General features: G+C 46.4%; 8 protein-coding genes. 7 read left to right on the top strand and 1 reads right to left on the bottom strand.

Annotated elements, in window-relative coordinates; genetic code table 11:
* Window positions 1-167 precede the first annotated feature (167 nt).
* Window positions 168-1370 carry a bifunctional 3,4-dihydroxy-2-butanone-4-phosphate synthase/GTP cyclohydrolase II gene (locus FN124_RS01270; protein ID WP_142682987.1) on the top strand — a complete coding sequence of 401 codons (1203 nt, stop codon included), beginning with the start codon at window positions 168-170 and terminating at the stop codon, window positions 1368-1370.
* A gap of 103 nt (window positions 1371-1473) precedes the next feature.
* Here the strand turns inward: FN124_RS01270 and FN124_RS01265 are convergent, their stop codons facing one another.
* The gene (locus tag FN124_RS01265) at window positions 1474-6270 is read right to left on the bottom strand and encodes a translocation/assembly module TamB domain-containing protein (protein ID WP_142682986.1); all 4797 of its coding nucleotides are present in this window, start codon (window positions 6268-6270) and stop codon (window positions 1474-1476) included.
* Window positions 6271-6776: 506 nt separating this feature from the next.
* Between FN124_RS01265 and FN124_RS01260 the strand changes: the two genes are divergently transcribed.
* From FN124_RS01260 to FN124_RS01235, 6 genes are all read left to right on the top strand, one after another.
* Window positions 6777-7481, top strand: coding sequence for a Crp/Fnr family transcriptional regulator (locus FN124_RS01260; protein WP_221887707.1), 705 nt, complete (start codon window positions 6777-6779; stop codon window positions 7479-7481).
* A gap of 9 nt (window positions 7482-7490) precedes the next feature.
* Window positions 7491-8738 (top strand): MBL fold metallo-hydrolase, encoded by a 1248-nt coding sequence (locus tag FN124_RS01255; protein WP_221887706.1) that lies wholly within the window; start codon window positions 7491-7493, stop codon window positions 8736-8738.
* A gap of 587 nt (window positions 8739-9325) precedes the next feature.
* On the top strand, window positions 9326-12481 hold the full coding sequence (locus FN124_RS01250; RefSeq protein ID WP_142682984.1) for a SusC/RagA family TonB-linked outer membrane protein: 3156 nt from the start codon (window positions 9326-9328) through the stop codon (window positions 12479-12481).
* A gap of 19 nt (window positions 12482-12500) precedes the next feature.
* Window positions 12501-14060 (top strand): RagB/SusD family nutrient uptake outer membrane protein, encoded by a 1560-nt coding sequence (locus tag FN124_RS01245; protein ID WP_142682983.1) that lies wholly within the window; start codon window positions 12501-12503, stop codon window positions 14058-14060.
* A gap of 25 nt (window positions 14061-14085) precedes the next feature.
* Window positions 14086-14760, top strand: coding sequence for a fasciclin domain-containing protein (locus FN124_RS01240; protein ID WP_142682982.1), 675 nt, complete (start codon window positions 14086-14088; stop codon window positions 14758-14760).
* 23 nt (window positions 14761-14783) lie between these two features.
* On the top strand, window positions 14784-15773 hold the full coding sequence (locus tag FN124_RS01235; RefSeq protein WP_142682981.1) for a DUF5007 domain-containing protein: 990 nt from the start codon (window positions 14784-14786) through the stop codon (window positions 15771-15773).
* Window positions 15774-15785 lie beyond the last annotated feature (12 nt).

The raw sequence follows: 15785 nt of genomic DNA, 5'->3' as shown, positions 1-15785 counted from the left end.
CCGCTATTAAATGTAAACCCGCTGTTATATGTTAAAATTCTTCTGTATAATTAACATACCTGCAACGGGTTTCCTATAGTATAGCACTTGCTTCTGCCAGCAACTTTTCACATGTATAAGTTGTAACTTTGCGCAATTCAACATTACTGACCCGGAGGGAATATTATATGTTAGATACAATAGAAGCAGCAATAGAAGATATAAAAAACGGTAAACTGGTGATCGTGGTAGATGACGAGGACCGTGAAAATGAAGGTGATTTTATCACGGCAGCACGCAATGTAACACCCGAAATTATCAACTTTATGAGCACCCACGGCCGTGGGCTCATCTGCGCACCGCTGGTGGAAGAGCGCTGCGAAGAACTGGGACTGGACCTCATGGTTCGTGATAACACCGCCCTGCACCAAACCCCTTTCACCGTTTCTGTAGACCTGCTCGGCCATGGATGCACCACTGGTATTTCTGCGCACGACAGGGCTAAAACCGTTCAGGCACTCATCGATCCCAATACCAAACCGGAACATTTGGGTAAACCCGGCCATATATTTCCGCTGAAAGCAAAAACCGGCGGCGTTTTACGCCGTTCAGGACATACGGAAGCCACTATAGACCTGGCCCGCCTCGCAGGATTTGAACCTGCCGGTGTACTCGTGGAAATCATGAATGAAGACGGCTCCATGGCCCGCCTCCCGGAACTCCGCGAAATCGCCACCAAATTCGACCTTAAACTCATCTCCATAAAAGACCTGATCGCTTACCTCCTCAGCACAGAAACGCTGATAGAAGAAGGTGTGAAAGTACAAATGCCTACCAAATACGGCAACTTTGAACTGATCGCTTTCAAACAGATCAACTCAGGTGAAATTCACATGGCGTTGAAGAAAGGCGATTGGAAAAAAGACGAACCGGTACTGGTAAGGGTGCATTCCTCCTGTGTAACAGGGGATATCCTTCACTCCCTGCGCTGCGACTGTGGCGAACAACTGCACGCAGCCATGCAAATGGTGGAAAAAGAAGGGAAAGGCCTTATATTATATATGAACCAGGAAGGAAGAGGTATTGGCCTGATGAATAAACTGAAAGCCTACAAGCTGCAGGAAGAAGGCATGGACACCGTGGAAGCCAACCTGGAACTGGGCTTTAAAATGGATGAACGCGATTATGGGGTAGGTGCACAGATCCTGCGCCACCTTGGTATCTGCAAACTCCGCCTCATTACCAACAACCCCCGCAAACGCGCCGGGTTAAGCGGTTATGGCCTGGAAGTGGTGGAAAACGTACCCATCGAAATCCATCCCAACCCGCACAATGAGAATTATCTCAGGACCAAGCGCGACAAATTAGGGCACGACATTCTTAAAGGATAAACCGGTGACCGTTAATGGGAACGCGTAAGTAAGGAATGATTATATTCCTGCAAAGTAAACCACATCAGGGAGTAACAACAGCAGTTGTTGCTCCTTTGTTGTTTCAGGGCTGTTCAATATTAGTGGAATCTGTTTTTGCCCGCAATGAATCCTGTTGCTCTTGTTTCAGCATGGCTGCCCGGCGAAGGGAATCCAGCAGTGGCGTACGCCTGCGCCGCCTGTCGTTGAACAGCTCGTTGAAGCGGTTGTACTCCCTGATATAGGAAATACCCACACCGGATTTCGTACGGTTATTGAGGTTATACACGTCATAATCCGTTTTACTGAAAGCATTGATACGGAACCGGCCATCCTGCGTCAGAAGGTATTCAATACGGAAATCGCCGGCAAACCGGTTGGTATTGGCGGAAGTAGCCGTTTTACCCCAATCGTAATCGCCGCCGGCGTATAAACGGAAACGGTTGTTGAATAAGTTACTGGTAATACCTGCGCTCACCTGGTTACGGTCTACTGAGGAGTTATCCTGCGGCCCGCCCACGTTATAGGCACGGTAATTCACATTCACTCCAATGCCGCTTCCTTTCAGCAATGTGCCGGTAATGTTGTTCAGAATAGCCTGCGCCTGTGCCGACAATGCCTGGCCCACACTGTTTTTACCGGTAATGCCCACATTCGCGGCTGCTGTAGTGGTGGCATCATCCGGGAGGAACTGGTTGGAGAACAGTAATCCCCACACCTGGAACAGTGCTTTGTTCTGGTCGTTATTGATCTCTTTCAGGTGCGCAGCTACACCGCTTTCATACGCCAGGCTGCCTACCTCGGGCAATTCAATGGAGTAAGTGATGTCGGGTTTCAGCAGGGCGCCGCGGAGGTTGATCAGCACATCCACTTTTTCCGTGCGCGTAGCCAGCTTGTCTGTGCTGATATTGGTACCCTGGCCTACCAGGTTGTACAGGCTTACCTTTGGCAGCGAATATTTGGCCATAATGTTTACCCTGGCCTCTGAAGGATCGCCGTTCCAGGTAATGGTACTGTTCTTTTCTATATCGAACTTCCAGCTGGTGAGCCGCTGGAAAGTGAAGTTATAGGACCCGTTGTTGATCTCGTAGTTACCAAACATAGTGAAATCGCCTTCCGTATTCACGGTGATCTGCAGGTTACCTGTACCGTTGGCGGAAATAATATCGCCGGTGGTGGCGTCCAGGATCACATCGATCTGCGCATCAGGATTGGCGGCAATATCCAGCTTTACGGTCAGTTTGGTGTTGTCTTTTTTCTTCTTCTTCTCAACGATCTCTGTGCCATAGGTTTTGAAGGTGATGTAGTCGTACTTCCCGATATCCTTACTGTCGGACATAGGAAGATAGAAGTGGGTGCCTTTGATCGGGCGCGCCAGGATACGCATCTGCATGTCATTCAGCGGGCCGGAGAAATATACTTTACCATCGGCCAGCACATCCCCGTAGAACAGGTCGTTGTCGGTGGCGCTGGTATTCAGGAACAGGAAACCGCGGCCGGTAACATCAAAATCAAAATTGAGCTTGTCGAAATGATCGTGGCTGATATAACCGCTGGCGGTACCTTTCGTATTGTATTTATCTACCAGCAGGAAGTTGCCGAATTCAATCAGGTTGTCGTCCACATTCACATTCAGTTTGGGAATGCGGTAATGAGTGCCCAGATAGTCTACCGTAACCCCTACGGTATCCAGTGTAAGCGCGCCCTTAACGGAAGGCAGCTGCGTGGTGCCCTCTACATTTAAGGTCCCGGTCACTGCACCGGTAAGATTGGATACATAGCCTGCGAGGTATTTGTTCAGTAAGCTGACAGAGGCGCCGTTGAATTTAACACTGGCGTCTATACCGTTGTTGGTGGCCGATAGCCCTATTTTACCCTGTGCCAGGAAAGCCATCCCGGCATTATCAGATTGAATGTTAAATGTAGCATTACCGGTGAGGTGATGATAGGTGCCATCTATATTCAACAGGCCGATGGAATCATTGTCTATACGCAGCTCCCGTGTTCTGAGCGCGGTATTGATATCGAGGTTTGCGGTGGGATCTGCAATATTGATAGTACCATCAGTGATCCCTTCCACCCGTGTAGCTATCAGCTGGGAGGGAATTACATCAGCCAGGTTCAGGTTCTTCAGGGTAACAATGAACTTCGACTCATCGGGATTATATTCATTGGTTTCCACTGTAATGCTTTGATCATTCCTGGTTACCCGCAGGTTTTTTACGGTGAGGAAATGTTTGCTCCAGTATATTTCATTGCCGGGGGTAACATTCCATTGCCGCTCGTTCACGGTGAAGGCGCTGTTGAGGAAATTGATCTTCAGTCCGTCGGCCACGGTAATGATACGTGCATAGAAACCATCCAGGGAAGAAGTATCTTCTGCTGCCAGGTCTACTTTCACAAAGGAGGTGTCGTGCCCTGAACTGGCCAGTATCAACGGGTTTTCGAGGATCACGTTTTTGCCTGACAGTACCTTGCCAATGCTTGTACTGATATTGACCTTATTGAAGTTGCCATCTCCCCTGATCTGCAGGTCCTGTACATGATATCCCTGATAACCGGCCTCCGGTATCTGGATGTTCAATGCCAGGTTGCCGCCGTTCATGGTATTGAGGGCGCCGGTTACAGTGGCGTGGTCAAAACCGGAAAACTGTTTGGTAAACCCACTCAGCAGTTTATCCACTTCGCCGAAGTTAATAGCGTAGGTGAAATCCTGGTTGATAACGGTAGTTTGCGGCGCACTGAAGTAGCTGGGATAATATTTGTTGAGGAGCAGTTTAAAAGCGTCAGGCAGCTGGAGGAAGTTGTATTGCCCTTTTACAAAGCCGCCGATCTCACTGCCGGAAAATTCAAGCAGCTTCTCGTTACCGGCCATATGCGACGATACATAAAGCGAATCGAATTCAAGGCGGCGGTTGTCTTTAAAGGCAGATACCTCGTACATCCTTGCGGTACCATTGAAGTTATCGATATTGCTACCCACAAAATTCAGTTCCAGTTTGGCTTGTAAGGTTACCGAATCTTCCGTGATATGCAGGGCTTTCAAATCGCTTTTGCGGATCTCTGAATTAAATTTGAATTCGGGAAGGGCTGCATTAAAATCAATGGTCCCCGCAAAATCCATATCCAGGTTGGGATCATTGGCCGTGAGGGAACCGTTAAAGAATTTGCGGCTCATTTCTCCCTTGGTTTTGATATTCTTATAATTGTAACCAAACAGGGATATCTCCTGAACATCAGCATCCACGGTAGCTTTCAGCGTTTTAAAGTTAAAGCCTGCGCCATCTACTTTAGCATCCAGGGAGATAGTGGAAAGATTGGTATTGTTAAAGAGACTGCCGATATCAAAGTTCACGGCTTTCAGGCTCCCGGAGTAAACGGGAATATCCCGGCTGGTTTTAAAGTTAAGATCGGAGTTCAGTTTACCAAGATTGGTCTGGAACTGGCCATAGGCCACAAAGTCGTTGATGAACCCGGTATAGCTTCCCTGGAAGCGGATATTCGAAAGGCGGTCAATGCGCACGGTATTCACAATATCTTTCACCACTGGCATGATCTGCATCACATCATTACCGGTAGTCACCAGTTCCTCTGTATGAAAATCGATGAATGTTTCGAAGATATCAGGCAGTCCACGCATTTCAAGGCTTCCTTTAAGACGGGTAGTGGCGCCGGCGGTGAGGTCTATTTCCGATGCTTTCAGGTTGCTGACTGGTCCCCTGGCTTTACCGCTCAGGGTAATTTCCTTTTTCCAGGTGGAAAGGGGCGGTGCAAAAAAAGCAATATCATCTGACGACAGCTTACAGTTTTTAAACCGGGCCTGCATGAACACATCATTGATATAATCGCTCATATCACTGATATCGCTGTACTGCATGGTGTAGTAGTCGCCAATGTGACTGCGGTTGGTTTCCAGGTCGAGCTGTGAAAATTCCATTTCCACGGGCGACATTTTAAACCGGCTGGTCAGCTTTTTTACTTCAAAGCCGCTGCGTTCCTTTGTGCGCAGGGTAAGGTCGCCGATCACACTGTCTTTTACCAGGCTGGTATTGGTAAGGGAGAGATTTATTTCGTTGAACCGGATATGATGCGGGGCAAAATAGCCGGGCTCTATTTTCGTGCTGTCGTCGGGGTTATCCACACCAAAGATGCCGTTTGTAATATTGAGCTCCTTTACGATCAGTTTCCAGTTGGCATTGTTCCAGCGCAGCTGCTGCAGCTGCCCGGTATCCGGCACGGGATGGTCCGGGGCTGGTTTTCGCCGGCGGCGCAGGGGGGAAGCGGCATAACTGCTGATAATAAAATTAGGCTCAGTAAGTGTGAGCTCCTGAATGTCGATGTTGTGTTTCTGCAGATCCAGGTTTTTGGCATCGAGGTAAATGCGTTTGACAGATGCTCGCATATCTTCACCTACCCAGGCATCCACCTGGTTCAGCCGGATATTTTTAAGATCAATTTTCTTCAGGTCAAGGGAAAGGCCGCCGGAAGATTTGCTGCTGGTATCCGGTTTGGAGGAGCCGAATGCTTCCTCCAGGAAATGATAGTTCCATACTGAGTCCTGGCGGGAGCGCAGCAGGTTCAACTCAGCATTTTCAAGCCCTATGAATTTGATGATGGGTTTTTCCTGGAAAAAGAACCAGTCTGTAATGCGCACCTGTAGCTTGCCTGCGTACAAAAGAGTGTCTTTATGCTGATCTTCGATCAATGCGCCTTCCAGTTGCATGCTGTTGAACAGCCGGAAGCTCACGCGGTCTATTTCCACGCGTGTTTTGAGCTGCTGCGATAAACGGCTGGTCACTTCATGCACCAGGAAATTCTGCACCACGGGGATGTTCACCAGTATTCCTATCAGGATGACAAGGCCTAACAAACACAGTAACACGACAGACAATATTTTCCGTACTTTTTTCAGGCGGCAAAGTTTATCCGGCAAAAATAATTAATAGTTGGCAGTGAAAGCCATTTAGGCGATAAATAAGATATATTTCCGGTTTAACTGGTAAACGGCGCAGATGAACGATTTCGTATATAGGTGTAAGTGAGTATGCGATTGTGGTACCTGCCGTTATTTTTGCTGCGGCCCCAATGAATCTATCACGGAGGTGATACTTATTACCAGCGTTTGGAATAGCCCTGATATATTAATTTTTAAGTATACATAAATGAGCGCAAGGCTATTGATATTAGGTTATTCATAATTTCACGGGAATCAGTCTACCATAAGGATACGGTAAGGCAGGATTTTTACCCTTCCATGCAAAAGTTTTTTCCGCCCTTATTTCCTCTATATTGATATCGGGTCCGCCATTTTCAATGCTAAAAAAGAAGAATTTGGAACAAATTGGAAGTTTAACTAAATTGTTTTCGGCAAATGACCAATTATGAAAATTGGAAATTAAATTGTTGCCTTTAGATCCTGCTGATTTTGTTAACCCTAACAAGCCTCTTACAGGATCTGGAAATTGCAGGAGAGCAGTTAAATTTTGGTTGGTAGTCCCATTACATCTGTATATGTATACATTATTAAAGCAAAGTATTATAGATAAGATTTCAATCCCGGATGCCGAGATGGAGGCATTCTGTAATCTGTTTTGCCTTAAAACATTAAAGAAGAAGGAATTTTTTCTACGCGAAGGAGACATAAGCCGGTATGAGGCATTTGTAAAGAAAGGGCTTTTCAAGGTATACCATCTGGATGAGAAAGGCACAGAGCATATTCTTTATTTTGCCCCGGAAAACTGGTGGTTGGTTGATATCGATAGTTTCCATAACAATGTGCCGTCTATGCTATACATTGAAGCCATCGAGGACTGCGAAATTTTGGTCATTTCTCAATCAGATAAGGAATTTGCTAACCAAACATTGCCATCCATAGAAAAGCTTTTCAGGATAATGACGCAAAAAGCCTATGTAAATCTTCAACGCCGGATGATCCGCAATCTCAGCAAAACTGCAGATCACAGATACCAGGATTTCATTAAAAGATATCCGGATCTGGCAGTTCGGTTGAACAACCTGCAAATTTCAGCTTATCTCGGCATCAGCCATGAATTTCTTAGCAAGATCAGAAAAAAAATGGTTTCCAAAAAATAACCGGGATTATTGAACTTGTTCAATTTTTATCTGAGACAGAATTTTCAATTTTGTGTTGTAATTAATTTAGAAACAATGAAAACAATACGAAAATTCTTTCTTACTATGACTACTACAATAAGTTTGGGTGCATCAGCACAAGCCAGCGGCCTCCATTTAAAGGTGTACAATCCGGGAGCAAAAGCTATTTTTCCGGTAACGTCAACTATCATCTATGGCGATAAAGATGCTATACTGGTAGATGCGCAATTCCAGAAGCAATTTGCGCTGCAACTGGTTCAGGAAATTACCGCGACTAAAAAAAATCTGAAAGCCATCTATATTTCACACAGCGACCCTGATTATTACTTTGGCCTGGATGTAATTAAAAAAGCTTTCCCTGATGCCCGGATTATTTCAACAGCACAAACAGCTTACCTTATTGGAGCATCCAAGGATGAAAAGTTAAAGGTATGGGCCCCCCAAATGAAAGGCGATGCACCGGGCGAACTGATAGTTCCTACTGCAGTTAACAGTATTCCCGATTTGGAAGGTAATAAGATCGAGATTATACAAACTGCGGATGATCCTGCCCATAGCTTTCTTTATATACCTTCACTGAAAACAGTTTTGGGCGGAGTTTCGGTTGCTGAAGGCAGTCATCTATGGATGGCTGACACGCAGAATATGCAGGCGCTGAATAATTGGATTGGGCAAATAAACAAGATGAAAAGCCTGACACCGCTAAAGGTAATCCCGTCACATTTTGTGACCAGTGATTTTTCGCCAAAGTCATTGGATTTTATGTACCAGTATCTTAATAATTACAAAGAAGCGGTTACAGAAAATCATACTTCGGCAGGAATTGTGTCCTTCATGGAAAAGAAATATCCCGGTTTGCCTGGCAAAGACGCTTTGGAAATGGGCGCAAAGGTTTTTACAGGAGAAATGGCCTGGGCGGTTAAATCGCCTTATCCTCCAATCGGACACAAAGTTATTGTAAATTTTGAGGGCAATGTGTTTGAGCTCACCTTCCGGGACAACAGGAAAATGTCCTTCATCGGGTTGGATGGAGCTTTCAAAGGGGCTACAGACGATGTGGAGTATACAGCGGTAGAAGTTGCAAAAAATGTGTTCATGGTGTACTGGCAGGAACCCAAAACAACTACCAACGTGACCCATGTACAGAATTATAATACCCATCAGGTGTGGACCAATATCGCCGGCAAAGATGGTAGTTTTGTACACCTGAACGGAACGATAAAAGTATTAGAGTGACTAACCACGCGCTAATTTTGCCTGGTTGTTTCAGGGGCTGCCCGGAAGGGAGTCCCTTTCTTTTTTATTCCAGTACGTGATCATGTTTGCTCTTGCTGTTCGCCGGAGCAATGGCATGTGAAGATGCACTGCCAGGTTTATCACGAAATTGTCGGGCTCCTTGTTTTTAAATAATATTATATTATTATTTAATAATGCTATTTTATCTTTATAAGATCAGTAAATAAATTCATATCGTCTAATTCTCAAGCATTTAATAGGAGATATGTTTATTTTTTATAGTGTGAAAATTTCCGTCATCCTAATGTCACTAATTCCCCGTACCCCTATTAGGAAAACTTTAACATTTCTAAATTTCCTCCCAGAACAATGAAGTACGAGTGAGCAATAACAATGTAGCATTTCAGTGGACAAACATTTTTAGCAACCGGATTTATTCAATCAAATTTATAACGTACCAGCACACAATTGTAATTCACCCGTTCCTGTAACACAGCAACAACGATTATTTCACCAGTGAACAAATTATCTTAAACATTCAGTAGACCAGTCTGATAATTCCAGAATAATTCAATAAACCAGAATCTATGCACAAAAAGTTGCTACTATTAGTGCTGATGGGATTCCTATGCCTGCAGGCATGGGCCCAGGAGCGAAAAATTTCAGGTACAGTTACAGATGATAAAGGCGGGCCTTTACCCGGCGTATCTGTAAAAGAAGTAGGTACCAATAACGGTGCAGCCACCAGTCCCAGCGGCGAATTTACGCTTACCTTGAAAGGCAATTCCAACAAACTGTCTATTTCATTTATAGGTTTTGAAACGCAAACGTTAGTGTTGTCGGGGAAAGCATCTTACACTATTTCCCTGAAACCGGATGCCAAAAGCCTGAAAGATGTGGTGGTGATCGGGTACCAGGAGGTACGGCGTAAAACGGTAACGGCAGCGGTTTCCAGCGTAAAAGGCAAGGACATCGAAAACCTTCCTTCCCCCAGCTTCGACCAACTGCTGCAGGGCCGTGCCGCCGGTTTGAACGTACAGAATTTTACAGGCGAACCGGGAGTAAGAGGCTCCTTCGTGGTAAGGGGAAATACCTCCATCAGCCGCGATGCCAGCGCCGCCCGTACTTTGAGCTCCCCGCTGTTTGTGATAGACGATATCCCCGTATCACTGGATGACGCCGCAGCATTTGACAACACCGGTACCAACTATATCGCCGGCCTGAACCCCAATGATATTGAATCCATCGACATCCTGAAAGACGCGTCGGCTGCAGCTATTTATGGCTCCCGCGGCGCCAACGGCGTAGTGATCGTAAAAACCAAACGCGGTAAACAAGGCAAGCCGCAGGTGAACTTCTCCACCTATGCAGGGCTCACCCAGCAACCAAAATTTGAAACGGTATACGGCGGCGCGGAAGAAAGATGGTTCAAAATGGACTACCTGCAAAAGTATCTTTCCGACCAGCAGAAAGTGAATAATATTCCCATGATGCTGACAGACAGCCTCAATCCCGCTTTCAGCGGGGCGGTCGACTGGCAGGATCTTTTTTACCAGAACGGTATCATCCAGAACTACGACCTGTCTGTTTCCGGCGCATCAGAAACTACCAACTACCGTATCAGTGGCAACTATTATAATGAAGATGGAACCATTCGCGGAACCGGCTTTAAACGCTATACCATTTCCGCTGCCATGGGCGTGAAAATGTCGTCCCGTTTGAATGTTTCTTCCCTGTTCCGTTTGAGCCGTGGCGACAGATCCCGCGGCCGTGGCGTATTCCCGGGAGAGAATGTGATCCCGCTGGTAAACGGCCAGTATCTTTCCTCTCTCTTTAATATCTCAGATATTGACCGCAAAAACTTCACCGGCGACCTGGAATCCGGCCGTGATAAGAACATCAACGATGATATCACTGCCAGTCTTACCGTGAACTATGATATTTCAAAAAAGCTGCGCTTCTCCTCAATAGGCTCCGTTCAGTCCAGCATCAATACCCGCGATATTTTCAGACCGGGAGAGCTGAACACTGCAGGATTATCTTATGCACAAAGCGGTAAATCGCGTTATGAGAACCTGAACCTCGATAACACCCTGAGCTATTCCACTGATGTGGTGAATAAGGATCATCATCTGAATGTGCTGCTGGGTAATACCATCAACAATATCAGGAATGAATTTACCGGCATTGGCAGCGGCGCATTGAGCAACGACAATGTGAAAGTAGTGCAGGGATATAATCTCAGCTATATGATGTACAGGGATGTGTATGACAACCTCGTTTCCGGGTCTGATTACCAGTCGTCCGGTATGTTGTCCTTTTTCTCCCGCGTGAACTACAACTATAAAGAGAAATACCTGCTGTCATTTGCCTACCGTGCAGATGCCTCTTCCCGCTTTGGCCGTAACAGCCGCTGGGGTTATTTCCCCTCCGTATCTGCCGGCTGGAACCTTTCAGACGAACCATTTATGGCGCCTTTCAAAAGCTGGGTGGAATACTTCAAGATCCGCGGCAGCTATGGCGTAACAGGAAGCTTACCAAAACAATATTATCTCCAGTATAATAACTACAGCATCAACCAGGGTACCTATGGCGGATCTACCGGCGGCACCTACAACGGTGTGAATGCCGTAACGCCTAACTTCTCTGATGGTGTGGCACAGGACGGGCTTACCTGGGAACAGGCTATTCAATCCAATATTGGTGTGGATGCAAGCTTCTTTGGCGGAAGACTGAACGTTACCGCCGACGCGTTTAACAGGGGAACTTCCAAACTGCTGTTTAACCTGCTGCTGCCATCTACTTCCGGGTATGATAAAGTGAATACCAATGCGGTGGATGTGCGCAACACTGGTGTGGAATTTACCATACAGGGCCGGATCACGCCGCCTACCAGCAAGTTCCAGTGGAATTCTACCCTGATCTTATCTTTCATCAAAAACCAGATCGTTAAATTACCCAACGGTAACCGCGACCTGATGGTGCCGGATAACATCACCAGTATGACCTACGTGCTTACCAAAGGCCGCGCTATCAACGAATTTTACCTGATTAAGAACAAAGGCGTATACGCCAGCGAAAAAGATATTCCGTTTAACCCTTACACCGGTGAAAAGCTTACCTACTGGAATGGTAATCATACTGTGCAGGCGGGCGACTTTATCTGGGAAGACCAGAACGGCGACTATGATGTGTGGGACTGGAACGATAAAGTACGCAGCGGTAATCCTAACCCCGCCTGCACCGGCGGTTTTACCAACGCATTTTCCTATGGTCCCTGGAGCCTGCAGGTATACATGACGTTTACCCTTAAACGTGATATCTACAACAAGTATATGTCCGACAGGCTTATCGGCCTAACCAATAACTACGCAAATATTGCTGCTATAGATCCTTCTTCTATCGACAGCTGGCACAAAGAAGGAGATAACAGCAAGTATGCGGAAGTGATCCCTTACAGCGAGCATTATTACTACCAGTTCCTTCCTTTTTCATCTGCCTTTGTGGAAAATGGTTCTTACCTGCGTATCAAATACCTGAACCTTGCTTACCAGTTCAGTCCCAAGTTCCTGGAACGTGCTAAGCTCAGCAAGCTGCAGATCTATGGCGTGGTAGACAATGTAAAGATGTTCCAGAAATCAAGTGTTCCCGATGCGGAAGCAGTGGACGAAAAAGGTACTTACACCGGTGGAGGTTATCCTATACCACGTAAGTTCACCCTGGGTGTAAATGTTGGTTTTTAATTTTTAAAAAGAAGAAGATATGAACTGTCTGAAAAATATATTCACGGTAATAGCTGCAGGACTGCTGTTGTCGCCGTTTGTTTCCTGTAAGAAGCTGCTGGACCAGGAGCCGATCAATTCTCCCTATAATTCTGTTTTCTGGACTAACCAGCGGGATGCGGAGCAAGGTGTGGCAGGCGGTTATGCCTTACTGCGCAGGGCGTTAACTTCCAATACGGACTATAATCAGAACATGTCGCATTTTGCGTATGGTTCATTGCCGGCATATGAGTTCTCGGACTATAACCAGTATGATGTAAGGTTCCTGGTAAAAGGTGGAGATGGTATGAATACGGCTGATTTCCTGGGCTCTTATTTGGAGAAGTATCACGACTGGTCGCCCTACTACAAAGTGATTACCCAGGCGAATATTATGATGCATAATATTCCCAATATCCCGGATGCACAGTTCACTGATCAGCCCACCCGCACCCGTAACCGCTTCCTGGGAGAAGCCTATTTCCTGCGGGCTTTCAGCTACTTCTATATGGTGCGTATCTGGGGCGATGTGCCATTGGTGACGAAGTATGATCCTAACCCGGTAACATCGGAAAATATCCCGAGAAGCAATGAAAAGATCATCCTCGATACCTGTATTGCCGATCTTAAAAAGGCCATCAGCCTCTTGCCCTGGGAATATAAGAACGGCACTGAAAGAGCCGTAAGAGCTAACAGGGGCGCTGCTTTTGGGTTACTGGCACACGCTTACATGTGGAGAAACTTCCTGAACAAAGGACAGGTAGTATCTGATGTAACCAATGCGATTGCCGCTATTGATTCCGTAGAGAACAGCGGTCAGTACCAGTTGCTGCCGGCAGAGATGTACCCGAAGATCTTCCACGGAAAATCAATGGAAGGCATATTTGAAATCAATATGCAGGTGGCTAACGGAGAGCAACAGGTGGAGAAGGGATTTTATTATAACATCCTGAAAACGCCTTTTATCAACAACAAGGACAGTAAAATAGATGCGCCGAATATTGACCTGATCAATTTGCTGTATGATGAAGATGGCACCGATTTACGCCGTCACTATTACTTTACCAACCTCGACGCAGCGGGGCAATATGATGTACTGATCTGCAAATTTGCAGGCCCCAACCGGGAAAATATCAACTACCGCAATCCGGGTAATTTCACGGATGCTGCTGTAGACGCCAATATCATCCTGATGCGTTATGCCGACCTGCTGCTGCTGCGCGCTGAGGCCTATGCCGACCAGGGAAATACAGGCGCCGCCTTACAGGATATTAACCGTGTGAGAGCCCGCTCCCAGGCCAGCCCCATTTTACCCGAAGACGTAACCGATATTAAAGTGGAAGCATTCCTGGAACGCTCCCGCGAACTATATGCAGAAGGCCAGCGCTGGTACGACCTGGTGCGTACACGTATGCTGATGAATGGCGACGTGAATGCAGCGGCAGGTTTCCCGCAGGACCGCTTTGATGCCGGTGGCTGGAAATGGCCGGTAGGGCGCGTGTTGTTCCTCAACAACAGTGTGCTCAAACAAAATGATTACTGGCTCGGTAAAGTGAAATAGCATCCTGACACTTAAATGAACTGACATGAACAAACTGAAAATATTTACTGCGAAGGCTGGCTGGGGCTTCTTACTGATCTCCCTCTTATTTGCCGCCTGTAAAAAAGACGATCATTTCCTGGGCGGTAGTCCTACCAATGATCATACAGATCTTACTACTTACGATTATCTCAAAGCAAATTCAAATTTTGATACGCTGATCCTGCTGATCGACAAAGCAGGGCTTAAAGAAACCATCAACAGCGATGTCACTTTTGTAGCGCCTACGGATTACTCGATCAAACAGTTCCTGGGCGTGCGGACCACGCAGCTGCAAAAGGAGTTGAATGATGAGAACGTGAAGTACACCATCGACAGCCTGAAGGCGCCTGAACTGCGCGACTCCCTGCTGGCTTACGTTTTTAACGGGAAAATTGTACGTGCTGATCTTTCACTGGAATCGCAGGTGTATAAAAATAAAGTGAATGAGGACTTTGCTTTCAAGCTGATCAAAGCAGGCGGTTATGATGATATTTTTTCTGCCGGTGTAAAGTATATGGCGCTCACCAAAGTGATCAACGGCCTGGACCCTGATCCCCGCCCGGATGATTATCCTGAAGAAGACAGGGATATCCAGTATACCCTGCAAACCACCGGTATCATTACAAAAACAGGCGTATTGCATGTATTGCAAAACAACCATGTGTTCTACTGGAAATAGTCATCATCATTAAATTGAAAACTATGTTGCATCAATATAAAGGAAAGAAATGGCTCACCTCCGCCATGCTGCTTGGGCTGCTGATAGCGGGATGTAAAAAGATAGAAGAAGGCTTTCTGAGCGATGGCCTGTATGTACCGGATACCCCGATTAAGGTACAACGTGGTAACGCATTCCAGAAAACAAGCGCTATCCTTGCAGATGGCACTACCCAGCCCATGACCGTGAAGCTGCTGGACATCAGGAGAGCGGATAATAAAAAGCATGCAGATGAATTTTATAAAGAATATCCTGTTTACGTATATACGGCAGCGGTAGATCCTGCAAAGGATACTACCATTGAGCTGGTGAATAAAAAACGGGAGCTGAAAAAAATGCAGCCATATGTATTCCTGTCCAGCGGCCAGTTTGTGTTCAACGGCGCTACGGATAGCTTACCGCTGGATGTTACCTATGAGTATGACGTGGAGGTATCCAATGTGGCGGGCTCAAAAGTGTATAAGAACATTGGTATGCTCACTACCGTTGATCCGCCACTGGTTACTGAAACCACCGCCAACTGTAATTTCTTCCCGGATGATGGTTCTGCTACTGTGCCAATGGGCGCGCCGGTAATGACAATTACCAGGGTCAATGAAAGCGGGGCTTCCGTGATCCTGAAAATAACGGATAAAGATGGTAAGCCATTCAACCCGAAAAAGGGAGAGATCATTAAGCGTGGCGACCGCCCCATTTTTGAAAACTATACCAAGTTCCATCCGATTGAATATACAGATACGGCTATGATCTGTAATTTCGAGATTGCGCCGTTCCCGCTGAGCCGTTACTCCAGCGGCGGTACCAACTGGAATTACCTGATGTATTACCGTATTCCTTCTGCTTATGTATCGGTAGATAAAAATATATCGGCCAAAGTAGGTAGCGTAAACCCGTTGTTTGCCTTCCGGTTGATGAAAGCCGGTACCTATGTGGTGGAGCTGAGGATGCCTAAAACAGTAAAAGTAACGCCTTAACAGGTGACGATA

Source organism: Chitinophaga polysaccharea, assembly GCF_902150045.1.
Lineage (GTDB): Bacteria > Bacteroidota > Bacteroidia > Chitinophagales > Chitinophagaceae > Chitinophaga > Chitinophaga polysaccharea_A.
This window is presented reverse-complemented; position numbering and strand designations above follow the sequence as displayed.

Bases quoted from the DNA above. Each gene is read 5' to 3' on its own strand.
- FN124_RS01270 (WP_142682987.1), top strand. From the start codon at position 168: ATGTTAGATACAATAGAAGCAGCAATAGAAGATATAAAAAACGGTAAA.
- FN124_RS01250 (WP_142682984.1), top strand. From the start codon at position 9,326: ATGCACAAAAAGTTGCTACTATTAGTGCTGATGGGATTCCTATGCCTG.
- FN124_RS01245 (WP_142682983.1), top strand. From the start codon at position 12,501: ATGAACTGTCTGAAAAATATATTCACGGTAATAGCTGCAGGACTGCTG.
- FN124_RS01240 (WP_142682982.1), top strand. From the start codon at position 14,086: ATGAACAAACTGAAAATATTTACTGCGAAGGCTGGCTGGGGCTTCTTA.
- FN124_RS01235 (WP_142682981.1), top strand. From the start codon at position 14,784: ATGTTGCATCAATATAAAGGAAAGAAATGGCTCACCTCCGCCATGCTG.